This is a genomic window from Kineobactrum salinum (genome assembly GCF_010669285.1).
GTDB classification, from domain to species: domain Bacteria; phylum Pseudomonadota; class Gammaproteobacteria; order Pseudomonadales; family Halieaceae; genus Kineobactrum; species Kineobactrum salinum.
On sequence record NZ_CP048711.1, the window covers coordinates 2,780,742 to 2,793,900 of the forward strand.

The 13,159-nt window shown below is 60.8% G+C and carries 7 protein-coding genes and 2 pseudogenes; all 9 read left to right on the forward strand.

Annotated elements, in window-relative coordinates:
* Nucleotides 1-35 precede the first annotated feature (35 nt).
* Nucleotides 36-2,044 (forward strand): annotated as a pseudogene (locus tag G3T16_RS23115) (hydantoinase/oxoprolinase family protein); the annotation flags it as partial.
* Nucleotides 2,041-2,415 (forward strand): acetone carboxylase subunit gamma, encoded by a 375-nt coding sequence (locus G3T16_RS12200; RefSeq protein ID WP_197911656.1) that lies wholly within the window; start codon nt 2,041-2,043, stop codon nt 2,413-2,415. The pseudogene G3T16_RS23115 and the gene G3T16_RS12200, both read left to right, overlap by 4 nt.
* The gene (locus G3T16_RS12205; RefSeq protein WP_163495498.1) at nt 2,412-3,284 is read left to right on the forward strand and encodes a hypothetical protein; all 873 of its coding nucleotides are present in this window, start codon (nt 2,412-2,414) and stop codon (nt 3,282-3,284) included. The genes G3T16_RS12200 and G3T16_RS12205 overlap by 4 nt, the downstream gene beginning before the upstream one ends.
* 17 nt (nt 3,285-3,301) lie before the next feature.
* On the forward strand, nt 3,302-5,488 hold the full coding sequence (locus tag G3T16_RS12210) for a hydantoinase/oxoprolinase family protein (protein WP_163495499.1): 2,187 nt from the start codon (nt 3,302-3,304) through the stop codon (nt 5,486-5,488).
* On the forward strand, nt 5,488-7,578 hold the full coding sequence (locus G3T16_RS12215; RefSeq protein WP_163495500.1) for a hydantoinase B/oxoprolinase family protein: 2,091 nt from the start codon (nt 5,488-5,490) through the stop codon (nt 7,576-7,578). The genes G3T16_RS12210 and G3T16_RS12215 overlap by 1 nt, the downstream gene beginning before the upstream one ends.
* A gap of 2 nt (nt 7,579-7,580) precedes the next feature.
* Complete coding sequence (locus G3T16_RS12220) at nt 7,581-9,164, forward strand: AMP-binding protein (RefSeq protein WP_163495501.1); 1,584 nt, start codon at nt 7,581-7,583, stop codon at nt 9,162-9,164.
* Between the two features lie 69 nt (nt 9,165-9,233).
* Nucleotides 9,234-9,566, forward strand: coding sequence for a Zn-ribbon domain-containing OB-fold protein (locus G3T16_RS12225; protein ID WP_163495502.1), 333 nt, complete (start codon nt 9,234-9,236; stop codon nt 9,564-9,566).
* A pseudogene (locus G3T16_RS12230) lies at nt 9,563-10,707 on the forward strand (thiolase family protein). Before G3T16_RS12225 ends, G3T16_RS12230 begins: the two are co-directional and overlap by 4 nt.
* 53 nt (nt 10,708-10,760) lie before the next feature.
* Nucleotides 10,761-13,124 carry a TonB-dependent receptor gene (locus G3T16_RS12240; RefSeq protein WP_163495504.1) on the forward strand — a complete coding sequence of 788 codons (2,364 nt, stop codon included), beginning with the start codon at nt 10,761-10,763 and terminating at the stop codon, nt 13,122-13,124.
* Nucleotides 13,125-13,159 lie beyond the last annotated feature (35 nt).

Consider the following 13,159-nt stretch of genomic DNA (forward strand, 5'->3'; position numbering starts at 1 on the left):
GAGGAGCTGAGATGGGATACACGATAGACATTGACACCGGAGGCACCTTCACCGACGGTTTTTTTGTCGGCAATGGCGATGTACGCACGGTGAAGGTGCCGACCACGCCGCATGATTTGACGGTGTGTTTTCTCGATTGTATCGCCGCTGGCGCGAGCGCCTTTGGCGTGGCAACCGAGGAGATTCTGTCGACCACTGACATCATCCGCTTCTCGAATACCATTGGTACCAATACCATCATTCAGCGAGACGGTACCAAGGTGGGCCTGATCGTTAGTGGTGGCATGGAATCCCTGGCGCCAACCCGGGACGAAGAAAGCAAGGCGCCCCTGGTGGCCGCCGACATGGTGCTGGCACTGGACGAAGAAACGACGGCTGACGGCAGCGTGATCCGCGAGCCGGAAGAGCAGGCCATCCTGCAGGCCGCCCAGACGCTGATCGACCGGGGTGCCCGCTGCCTGGTGGTCGCCTTCGGTAATTCCGAACACAATCCGGTCAACGAACATGCCGTGCGGCGGATCATCAAACGGGAGTACCCGAGAGACTACCTCGGCTCCGTGTCGGTCTTCCTGGCTTCTGATATATCCGCCCGGTCAGGACTGCAGCAGCGCCTTAATAGCGCGGTCCTCAACGCCTATATCCATGCCAAGCTTGCCCGGCTGCTCTACAAGGCCGGGGAAGATTTGCGCCAGCGCCAGTATCGCAACACTCTGTTCATTGGTCACAACAATGGCGCCGTGGCTCGGGTAGCCAAGACACGCGCCATCAATACCTATAATTCAGGACCCGCCGCGGGCCTGCTGGGTGCCCGCGAGATCGGTGCGCTGTATGGCGCGGACCAGCTGATTTCCACCGACATGGGGGGCACCTCCTTCGATATCGGCTATGTCAGCAATGGTCAGGCCAGCTACGCTCTGGAGCCGGACGTGGAAGGCTTCGCCTGTAACCTGCCCATGATGTCCATTATGGCGTTGGGTACCGGAGGGGGGTCCATCGCCCATCTGAACAATGGCGAGCTAGGGGTGGGGCCGCAATCTGCCGGAGCCCTGCCTGGCCCAGCCTGTTTTGACCTGGGTGGTACCCAGCCCACAGTGACCGATGCCAACCTGGTGCTGGGATTGCTGGACCCGGATTACTTCCTGGGGGGAGCATGCGGCTGAACGTCGATCGCGCCAGAGAAGCCATCGGGCGGGCAATAGCCGAGCCGCTGGGTATCTCCGTGGAGGCCGCCGCCCGACGCATCAAGCAGGTCGTTGACGGCAATATGGGTGAAGCCGTGGCGGGAGTGGCCGGACGGCTCGATAGCGGAGCAAGGCCCCTGGTGGTGGCTTATGGTGGCGCGGGCGGTCTCCATGCCTGCGACATAGCTGCGGCGGCAAACCTGCCACGAGTGATAATGACGCCTTTCTCGGCGGTATCATCGGCATATTCATCCTCTTTGATGGATGCAGGCCATCTCTACTACCGCCGGGTCGCCGAGCCGCTCGGTGCCGACCTTGCGTCCCAAGCGATAGCGACGGCGGTAAAGGAAATGCGTGATGAAGCCGTCAAGGACATGCGGGGGGAAGGTTTTCAGGAGGCTGCTGTAACCATCTCACTGCAGCTCTTTGTATGTGTTCTCGACGGTATTCAGGAAGTGATGATACAGGCGCCGGCAGATTTTTATGCCGAGCAGGCCAGTATGGAGCTGGTATTGGCGGAAGCCGGTCAGGCATTGACTGCCGTCGGCGAAGATCCCGGTCGAGGGATGCAGCTGGTGACCGTCGCGTTGATGGCCCAGGCGCCGGTCCCGCATTACCGGCTGGCGGAGCTTCCTGAGCAGAAAAGTGATCTCTCGGTGGCGGAAAAATGCCGGCGCCCTCTCTACCTTGGCAGTATCGGTGACTACCGGGAGTGCCCGGTCTATGACCGGGAGAGGCTGGTGCGGGGCGCGGTAATCCCCGGGCCGGCGCTGGTGGAGTCGGGACAGACCACTATTCTGGTGTCGGAAGGCTGGAAGATGACCCTGGACAAGTTCAATAACGCATTGCTGGAGGGGGTATGACCATGGGGCGCGTGAGAGTTACTGAATACCTCGACATTGACCTGGAGCGGGAGCGCTGGTGTTGCAACCGCTGTAGCCGGGATCTGGAGAGCGCCCGGGACAACTACAAGAAAGGTTGTCTGGTGGCGGAGCGGGATATGGCGGAGGTACACCCTCCCATGAGCGACAACGCCAGCTACAGTTTCACCCCCGACCCGGACTACTGTCGATTGCTCGAGTTCTACTGTCCCGGTTGCGGCACCATGCTGGAGAACGAATACCTGCCGCCCGGGCATCCGATGACCCACGAAATCGAGCTGGATATAGACAGTCTCAAGCGGAAGTACCGCGAGGGTGGGCCGACGCTGGTGCCAGTGGAGAAAAAAACGTGACGGCTGATGCTCTCAACGGCTTTCTCGCCGGCGGACCCGTGCGACCGGTACCCCAGCTTCCGGCGGTGGAACCCCTGGCGGCGCGGATAGGGGGTGTCGGTAGGGATGCCTTGCAAGCAGATGCCACAGTGTGGGGAAACTGCCTGGTGAAGGCCGGACGGTTGCTGGGCCTCAGTGGGCTGGTGATGGGGTTTGATTCCAGCATTGCCGTTGCTGCCGCAGCCGGCGGAGACCCGCTGCGGCACCCGGAATTTGCACTGACAGTGGAAGCCTGCGAGCGACTGGTGCAGACCCAGCGTGATAACACCGGTTGCGTCGCAGCCATGTCCGGGCCACTGACCCTGGCCCGGTCGATCTACGGTCAGGACGGTGAGGCCCGGGTGGGTGATGTCAAGCCGCTGGTGGTCGCGATGGCAGAAGCCCTGTGCAAGGCCCGCCCCCATCTGCTGTTGTTGCGAGAGGGTGCTGCGCTGGGGCAGTCGACTTCGGCAGCCGCGCAGCGCAAGGTCTACAACACCCTGAAAAACATGGCGGCCTATTTCAGCGTGCCGTTGGCGATTTTCCTGGAAGACTACGATCCGGCCCTGCTGCCGGAGTTTGGCAAGCTCAGAGTGCCATTCGTGTTGCTGGGGGCCGACCGTGACGGGCAGCCACCCGCGCTGGATGGAATTCAGGCGCTGGCGACACAGGTCGAGGGGCTGGGGTTGCCGTTGCCCTTCGGTGATCCGGAACAGGCACGAGACTGCGCGGCGGCTTACCGGGACGCGCTCGGTGACGGCAACTACCTGTACACAGCGATGCAAGAACTTTCCCCGGACATGGACCTGGAGGCGGTGCTCGCCCTGGTCGATGACCTGGGGCACCAATAACGGAGCAGCGACAGACAATGAACACCATGCAAAAAACACCAGGGCAATACAGGGTCGGCATCGATGTCGGTGGCACCTTCACGGATTTCTTCTGCGTCAGCGACCGGGGCGAAACACGAACCTGCAAGACCCCGACCACCCACTATGATCTCTCCGTGGGCTTCATGAAGGGCATGGGATTGCTGGCCCGCCAGTGTGACGAGGACCTCACCGGTTTCCTGGGGGCGGTGGAAACTGTCCGTTACTCGACCACCGTGGGCACCAATGCACTGATTGAGCGCACCGGCCCCAAGTTGGGACTGATCACCACTGCCGGGTTTGAAGACTGTATCTACATCGGACGCGCACGCAGCTGGGCGGATGGCCTGGGTTGGCAGGAGGGCAGGGACCAGGCGCGCATCCAGAAGCCGCTGCCGCTGGTCCGCCCCGATATGGTGGTGGGGGTGCGCGAGCGTCTCGACTACAGCGGCAAGGTAATAGCGCCATTGACCCGTGAGCACATCCTGGAAAAGTTGCAGCTGTTGGTGGACCGAGGTGCGCAGGGGTTCGTGGTGTCGCTGCTTTGGTCCTTCATCAACCCGACGCACGAGCGCATGATAAAAGAGGTCATCGAAGAGGAATATCCCGAGGATTACCTGGGATCCATGCCGGTTTTCCTGTCCTCGGATATTTCTCCGACCTCGGGGGAGTACACCCGCACCATGACCACGGTGGTTAATGCCTATATTCACGGGGTCATGGCCACCGAGATCAATAAGCTGGGCAACGAGTTGCGAGACAATGGCTTCAGCCGCCCGCTGACGCTGGTCCACAATACCGGCGGCACCAAGAAGTCGGCCCGTACCCGGGCCGTGCTGACTCACAATGCGGGACCCGTCGCCGGTTTGCACGGATCCGCGGTTCTGGGTGAGATGACCGGCGACCAGAACCTGGTATTCACCGACATGGGTGGTACCTCCTTCGATATTGGCCTGATCGAAGCGGGCGAGATAAAGGCCCATGACTTCATTCCAGTGATTGATCGCTGGCGCACGAATATCCCCGCGATTGAAGTCAAATCGATAGGCGCCGGTGGTGGCTCCATCGCCTGGATCAATACGCTCATGGGCAATGCGCTGGAGATCGGTCCCCAGTCGGCGGGTTCCATGCCAGGCCCGGCCTGCTATGACCAGGGGGGGCGGGAACCGACGGTCACAGATGCAGATCTGGTGCTGGGATTGTACAACCCGGACAACTACCTCGGTGGGGAAATGTTCCTTGACGATGATCTGGCCCGGGAGGTTATCCGGGAAAAGATCGCCGAGCCGCTGGGTATCAGTGTGGAGGAGGCGGCGTATCGTATCCGCCGGTTGGTGGGAGCGAAAATGGGACAGGAAGTATTCAACGAGGTTGCACTCAAGGGGCATGACCCCCGCAGTTTCGTGGTGCTGGCCTGTGGTGGCGCTGGCGGTGCCCATGCCTGTGGTTTTGGCCCCTACATTGGTGCCCGCCGGATCATCGCGCCACGGCAGTCTTCCGTGTTCGGTGCCTACGGCGCCTCGACCATGCAGATCAAGGAGATCTGGGACAGGTCCTGTTCCCTGAAGCTCTACAGCTGGCACACCCGCAGCTATCTCACGGACCTGGAAGCCTTCAACTCGGTGACCCGCGAGCTGCGCAATCTGGCGGTCCGTGACTTGCGCCTGGAAGGCTACAAAGAAGAGCAGATGCAGTTCACCTTGGAGCTGAACATGCGCTACGGCAGCCAGTACAACATGACCAAGGTACGCTGTCCCCGCGTCGAACTGGAGAAAGTGGAGGATATGCAGGCCATCTGTGACACTTTCACCCGGCAGTACGGCGAGACCTATTCGCCGGAGGCTACCTTCCCTTCCGGAGGTATCAACGTCGAGCATTTCTATCTGACTGCCGCCATTCGCTCTGATGCACAGCGACTGCAGCCGGAGCCACTGACGGGCCCGGAGCCGGCGGACAACGCCAGACGGGAAAACCGGCCGGTGTACTGGTCGCCGGAAGCCGGCTTCACCAGCACGGCTGTGTATGACTACAGCCAACTGCAGCCCGGCAACCAGATCATGGGGCCGGCGATCATCGAGTCAGCGGAGACCACCTATGTGGTGGAGCCCGGTTGGCACTTTGCCATGGACGCCTGGCGCAATTGCATTATGGAGCAGGTTTCCGCGAAAACAGAGGGAGAAGCGTGATGCAGACTACATCCTATGGCCGCGACCACGAAATCGTGCAGCACCTGCGTCCTGAGCCGATGACTGACGTCGAGCGTGCCGGTGAGGCACTCGTGGACGATGTCGAGTTCGAGATCTTCAAGCACAAGATGCACATGATCGGCCTGGAGGGCAAGGAGAACACCATGCGCCTGGGAGCTTCCACCGCCATGCGCTTCGGTGACGTTGCCTTCGGAATATTTACCGCCCAGGGCGACCTGGCCATCTGTGCAACGGGTATCTACCATCATGCCGTGCTCGGCCAGCTGCCTCTCAAGTATATCGTCAAGCACTGGGTCAACGAGCCCTCGGTGGGGGTTCGGGATGGCGACAGCTTTTTCTACAACGATCCGTTCTACGGCGGGGTTCACAACGCCGACATGGGGCTGGCAGTGCCGGTTTTCCACGAAGGCAGGTTGCTCTGCTTCGTCGGTGCCGCGGTGCATACCGGCGAGTGCGGGGGTTCCGAACCAGGTGGGACGGTGACTGCCGCGCGCAGCAAGTACGACGAAGGCCTGTTGTGTCCTCCGATCAAGGTGGGTGAGAACTACCAGCTCAAGGAAGATCTGCTGACCATGTTCGCGGCCATGAACCGGGACCCCCGGACCATGATTCTGGATATCAAGGCCCGCCTGGCGGCGACCCGGATCGCCCAGCGCCGCATTCTGGAAGTGGTGGAAAACAAGGGCGTGGACTTCTTCCTGGGCGCTCTGCGCAAGGTACTTACCGTTACCGGAGAGGCGGCCAAAAAGAAGGTGGCCGCGCTCAACGATGGCATATATCGGCAGCCCCGCTTCCTCGACACCCTCGGTGAGGAGAACGGACTGCTGAAAGTCGACCTTACCGTGATCAAGAAGGGCGACACCATCACGCTCAACCTGGAAAACAGCTCACCGCTGGTGCCCGATACGCCGGCCAACAGCTATTTCCAGGGTATTATCGGGCTGTCGATGGTGTATTTCTGTGGCTGGCTGTTTCACGATCTGCCGCCCAACAACGGCCTGCTGGAAGCGGTCGACTGGAAGTTTCCCGATGATTCCTTTGTCAATGCCAAGGGCGATGTGGCGACCTCGATTGCGCCATTGGTGCAGATCTGTTTCACACACGGCATGTTCCAGTGTGGCGCACGCATGACCTACAGCTCCGATCCCTCGCGGTCCGTGGCCTCCTGGTTCAGCGGCTTTTCCATTCCCATGTTTGCCGGTATCAACCAGCACGGCGAACCGGTGGCGGATATCACCCCGGAGATCAATGCGACCGGCTGCGGAGCCCGCTACGACATGGATGGGGTTAATGCGGCGGGGGCGTTCTTCGCCACCATGGCGGACTGCTCCGACGTCGAGACCACGGAAGCGAACAACCCCATCCTCTACAGCTTCCGCAACTATTTCAACAACTCCTATGGTCACGGCAAGTACCGCGGCGGTGCCGGCCTTGGCTATGGCCTGATCGTGCACGACACCAACCAGTTCATGCTGGGTTCGCATGGTGGTGGCTCCAAGTTCCCCACTACGCAGGGATTGTTTGGGGGTTACGGCCTTCCCTGTCTGTTTCTGCGCAAGGTCGGAGGGAGCAACTTCAAGGAGCGGCTGGCCGCCAGTGACGACGCATTGCCGAGGAACCTGACCGAGGTCTTCGATGCCACCAACCCCGAGCGCGGCGAGGTGACCCAGTCGAACATCAGCTCGGTGGTGGAGCGCGTACAGGACGGCGATACCATGTACGCGTACGCCGGAGGCGGTGCCGGCTACGGCGATGCATTGGAGCGCGAGCCAGAGGGTGTGCTGCGGGATCTGGCCGATGGCCTGGTTAGCCACTGGGCGGCCGAGAATATCTATTATCTGGTTTACGACCGGGAATCCCTGTTGCTGGACACTGAGGCCACGCTCCGCCGGCGCCAGGAGGTTCGCGAACAACGGCTGCAGCGAGGCAAGCCCTGGGCCGAGTTCGAGGCTGAGTGGCTGCAACAGCGGCCACCGGCCAAGGTCCTCCAGTACTATGGCGAGTTTCCGGTCCCCCAGACTTTCGCGTCCGAGGGTGGCACACCCTCCCCGCAGCGGCTGGCCAGTTAATCATGGTGCAGTCATTTATCGACAGGACCGTGCACGGTGTGGTGACGCAGCTTGCCGCCGAGCGCGGTGACGATGTGTTCCTGTACTTTGGTGAGCAGCAGTACAGTTATGTCGACATCCACGCCGCCGCAACCCGGGTAGCCGCCGGCCTCTCGCAACTGGGCGTTGCCAGGGGCGACAAGGTCGCCATCATGATGGGCAACCGGCCCGAGTACCTTTTCTGCTGGTTCGGCCTGTCGATGCTGGGTGCGGTGGAAGTGCCCCTCAATACCGCGCACAAGGGGCAGTTGCTGGCTTACATGCTCAATCAGGCGGACTGTGGCACTCTGGTCATTGAGGCGGACTATTTGGTGCAGCTTGAGGCAGTGCTGCCCACGCTCGACAAACTCAGGCACGTCGTGGTGTTGGGCGAGCCTGGCGGCGGCCTGCCGGGTGTCGCCGCGTTTGGCTGGGATGCTGTGGTAGCCAATGATGGCGTATTCCAGGCGCCGAAGGTCCTGCGGTCGGATCCCTGCGCCATCATGTTTACCTCTGGCACCACTGGCCCCTCCAAAGGTGCAGTGCTGCCGCAGAACTATCAGTTGGCGATGGCGGAGATCATCTGCAAAATGGCGCAGTACACCTGTGGGGACCGTCTCTACAATGCGCTGCCGCTGTTCCACGGTAACGCCCAGACCCTCTCTACCATGCCGGCGCTGATCAGTGGTGCGAGCATGGTGCTCAAGCCGCGGTTCTCCGCCAGCGATTTCTGGGTCGATGTCCGCCGATATGGCTGTACCGAGTTCAACTACATCGGCGGGATCCTGGCCATCCTGCTGAAGGCCGATCCGCAGCCAGATGATGCCGACAATCCATTGCGGGTGCTGGTGGGAGCGGGAGCCAACAAACAGGTATTCGAAGCCTTCGAGGAGCGCTTTGCCGTGCGCCTTGTGGAAGGGTATGGCATGAGCGAAATCGGTGCGCCGCTCAATACCAGCCTGGCTGACCGGCGTCCCGGCAGTTGCGGCACCCTCAATCCCGGCTATCAGATCCGGCTGGTGGATGACGATGGTGACGAGGTGGCTGCGGATACCCCCGGGGAACTGCTGGTACGACCGCTGCGTCCGCATGCCATGATGCAGGAGTACTACGGCATGCCGGAGAAAACCGTCGAAGCCTGGCAGGACCTGTGGTTCCACACTGGCGACTGCCTGCAGTACGACGCGGACGGTTATTACTATTTCATCGACCGGAAGAAAGATGCGCTGCGCAGGCGCGGCGAGAACATTTCCTCCTTTGAAGTAGAGCGGGGTGTCAACAGCCACCCCGCGGTGCTGGAGTCGGCGGCGGTTGCGGTCAGGTCAGAACTGGGCGAGGACGAGGTGATGATCTGTGTCGCGCTGCGGCCCGGGTCGTCCCTGACCGCTGAAGCCCTGGTGGCGCATTGTGAGCAGGAAATGGCCTATTTCATGGTGCCTCGCTATGTGCGGTTTATGCAGAAGTTGCCCAAGACACCCACCGAACGGGTACAAAAGTACCTGCTGCGTGAGGCCGGGGTAACGGCTGATACTTTCGACCGTGAGGAGGCGCGGCATGCACGGGCATGATGCCTTGCCGCCGGTACAGCCCGGCGTTTTCAGCGATCTCCAGCCTCCCGTGCTGCTGGGGGTTACTGTGTGCACTGTGACTTCTTCCAGTTTCCGCGTCAGGAACATTGTCCCGGCTGTCTCCAGAGCCTGCAGGAACGGTCACTGGGGGGTACCGGTGTCATCTACAGCGTGACTACCGTTCGGGTCAGGCCCCCGCTGGGCCTTCCCCAGCCCTATGCCGTCGCCTACGTGGATCTGGACGACGTGCCATTGCGGGTGTTTGGTCTGATCGACCCCGATCAGTGCGAGAGCGTTTGCATCGGCGATCGCGTCGTTTTGAAAGTGCTCCCCCTGGGATTGAATCAGCAGCAGCAAAGCTGCCTGCGCCCCTGCTTCCACCGATTGACTAATCAGGAATAACCCATGGTTGCCATACTGGGGTAGGTGTCACCCCGTTCGGAAAACATCTAGAACGATCGATCGTTTCACTGGCAATCGAAGCCTTGCAGATTGCGCTGGGAGACTCTGGATTACCCAAAGGACGACTGCAGGCTTGCTACTTCGCCAATGCCCTGGCCCCGGTGCTGTTTGGAGATTCTTCGGTGGGCCAGAACGTGACAGCGGCCGCGGGTCTCGATGGCATCCCGGTAGTGAATGTCGAAAACGCCTGCACATCGGGCTCCACAGCATTTTATCTGGCTCGCAACGCCATTCTTGCCGGCGAGTGCGATGTCGCGTTGGTACTGGGTGCTGAGAAAATGTGCGTCCCGGGGTTCGGTCTGATCAATTCCGGCGCCAGTGAGCTGGATACGCAGCTGGGCCTGGTTACGCCGGCATCCTTTGCGCTCAGGGCCCGCCGCCACATGCACGAATTCGGAACTACCCTGGAGCAGCTGGCGGCGGTAACAGTCAAAAGTCGACGCCATGCAGCACTCAATCCGCTGGCCCAGATGCGTCAGGAAGAAAGCCTGGCACAGGTACTGGCAAGCCCGCCAATAGCCGACCCGTTGACCCGGTCCCAGTGCTGCCCGGTTGCCGATGGCGCTGCCGCCCTGATTTTGGCCAGTGCCGATGTTGCACGTGGTTGCGCGCGCGCGGTGCCGGTGGCAGCGTCGATCCTGACCTCTGGACTGTATCAGCATTCGCAAGATCTGGTGCGTTGGGAGACCGACTATCGCAGCGCATCCCTGGCCTACGAAAAGGCCGGCATAGGTCCGGAGGATCTGGACCTGGTGGAGTGCCACGATGCCTTCACTATCTCGGAAATACTGCATTACGAGGCCCTTGGCTTATGTGCTCCGGGAGATGGCGGTGCCTTTGTGGAGGCGGGGCATGCCAGCCTGGGCGGCGGGTGCCGGTCAATGTATCAGGCGGCCTGCTAAGCCGCGGACACCCCATCGCCGCCACCGGCGTGGCCCAGCTCGTCGAGCTGGTCACCCAGCTGCGGCAGGAGGCGGGCCCGCGCCAGGTTGAGAATTGCCGGACGGCGCTCGCTCACTGCATGGGTGGTGACAAGGCGGGTGACACCAAATCATGCACGATAACTCTTCTAGCGCGTTAGCCACACGCAACCGAAATAACAATACCACCGTAATGGAGTCAAATATGTCAGCGATGCCAGCAAAAAATCGGACCCGCTATCTGGGTAGCCTTATCGCGGCGGTAGCACTGGGCAACAGTGTCCAGAGCGACGCTCAAGAGCAGGCGCACAGCACTGCCGCCTACACGCTTGAGGAGGTGACGGTCACTGCACGCAAACGCGAGGAGAGCCTGCAGGATGCGCCGGTATCGGTCACCGCCTTTACCAACAGCACACTGGAAGCACGCTCCCTGTTTAATCTAGGCAACCTCTCTGCGGTCACGCCCAATGTCGACATCAGTCATGGCAAGGGCGATGGTGGCAGCACCAATGCAGCAGTCTATATCCGCGGCGTGGGTCAGAACGATTTCATCTTCCCCACCGATCCGGGGGTGGGCATCTATGTCGACGGGGTCTATATCGCCCGCAGCATCGGCGGCATGATGGATCTGTCGGATATAGAACGAGTGGAAGTATTGCGAGGGCCGCAGGGTACGCTGTACGGCAAGAACACAATTGGTGGTGCCATCAACGTGGTGACGACCCGGCCCGGAAACGAAACAGAGGGTACCCTGCGGGTCACCGCCGGCAGCCGCGACCGCCTTGACCTGGAGGGCAGTATCAGTGTGCCGCTGATTCCCCGGCACCTGTTCGGCAAAGTGGCGGTGGCCTCGAAAAATCAGGATGGTTACAGTCGGCGCCTGCTGGATGGAACTGATATGGGCGACACCAATCTCGATACGCTGCGGGCGGGGGTGAGCTGGCTGGCATCGGATGATGTGGATGTCTACCTGGCCTATGATGTCACCCGTATCCGCCAGAATGGCGCCCCGGGTACCCTGCTGGAAACGTTCGATGATCCGAGCGGCCTGTATGCCATCTACAACGCGCTTGCCGCCCCCCTGGCGACGGGGCCGGGGTTGGAGCCGGGTAGCCAGTTTGATAATCGTTGGGTGACCGACAGCCCGTATCGCTCCAATGGTACCGGCCCCACACGCGACCATAATGACACCTGGGGGCTGACCGCGACTGTAGACTGGCAGCTGGGCTCCACCCTGAATCTGAAAGCCATCACTGGCTACCGGGAAATGGACGCAGAGATCCAAGTAGACATGGATTATTCGCCGTTTCCAATCGTGCAAACTGACGAGCAGCAGGAACAGACGCAGTTCAGCCAGGAGCTGCAGATCAGTGGCTTGGCGGTGGATGGGCGGCTGCAATGGCTGGCGGGCGCTTATTATTTCGAGGAAGACATTACCGACAACAACACCACGTTCCTGGCCTCGGGCATCTACGATGCACTGGAAATGCTGCCCGGGGCGTTCGTTCCGCTGGTGCCCGACCTTCCCTGCCCTGCAGCCTTCCCTGCCCCCTGTGCCGGAGGTCAGGGGAACCCCTACAACGTGATGTTCGACCTCGACGTAAACCCGCTGACCGGGCTGGAGACTGAGAACTGGGCGGCCTTCGCCAACCTCTCATGGGCATTGACCGAGCGGGCAGGGGTGACCCTGGGTGGTCGCTACTCCTATGAGAAGAAGACCTATGACATCGATTCGATCTTTCCCAACTCCGGCAATGTTGCTACCCCGCCCACCACAGACAGTCAGAGCTGGTCCCAGTTTACGCCCAAGCTCGGTCTCGACTACCGCCTGGACGAGGATGCGCTGCTGTATTTTTCCTGGGAACAGGGTTTCAAGAGCGGCGGCTGGAATCCCCGCCCCCTGAGTCCACTGGAGTTCAAGCGCTATGATCAGGAGGAGCTGACCGCCTATGAAGTCGGCCTTAAATCCCGCTTGTTTGACAATCGCATGACCCTTAACCTGGCCGCGTTTTTCAGCGAGTACGAGGACCTTCAACTGACCTCCAATTCCGTCAACCCGGACAACGGCTCTCTGCTGCTCACGGTGGACAATGCAGGCGATGTCGATATCTGGGGGCTGGAGCTGGAGCTGGTGGCACGTCCACTGGAGGCGGTGGATATCAATCTCGGCGTGGGATACATGGACAACGAATATTCCAGCCTGAGTCCAGCCACTGGCTATTCCATTGACAACAAGTTGCCACAGGCACCGAAATGGACTGCCAACGCCGGCGCGCAGTATCGGCTTGGACTGGGGCAATACGGCAGCCTTACCCTGCGTGGCGATGTCACGTTTCGCAGCAGGGTCTACAATGATTCATTCAACACGCCGGAAATCGTGCAGTCCTCCTATACCCTGCTCAACGCCCGTCTGACCTGGCAGAGCGCAGCGGGGAGCTGGCGTGTGGCCCTGTTCGGTACCAATCTTACAGATGAGGAGTATTTCACCAGTGCTGAATCTGTGCCGTCATTCGGCTTCCGCAATGCGGTATATGGACGGCCGTCGGAATGGGGTGTATCAATAACCCGGGAATTCTAGGGTCCTCCGCAATACCGGTTGGGTTGGCAGTGGTC

What these genes read in the sequence shown, in the direction of transcription:
- G3T16_RS12200 (WP_197911656.1), top strand. Translation starts at nt 2,041, where the DNA reads ATGACCATGGGGCGCGTGAGAGTTACTGAATACCTCGACATTGACCTG.
- G3T16_RS12210 (WP_163495499.1), top strand. Translation starts at nt 3,302, where the DNA reads ATGAACACCATGCAAAAAACACCAGGGCAATACAGGGTCGGCATCGAT.
- G3T16_RS12215 (WP_163495500.1), top strand. Translation starts at nt 5,488, where the DNA reads ATGCAGACTACATCCTATGGCCGCGACCACGAAATCGTGCAGCACCTG.
- G3T16_RS12220 (WP_163495501.1), top strand. Translation starts at nt 7,581, where the DNA reads ATGGTGCAGTCATTTATCGACAGGACCGTGCACGGTGTGGTGACGCAG.
- G3T16_RS12240 (WP_163495504.1), top strand. Translation starts at nt 10,761, where the DNA reads ATGCCAGCAAAAAATCGGACCCGCTATCTGGGTAGCCTTATCGCGGCG.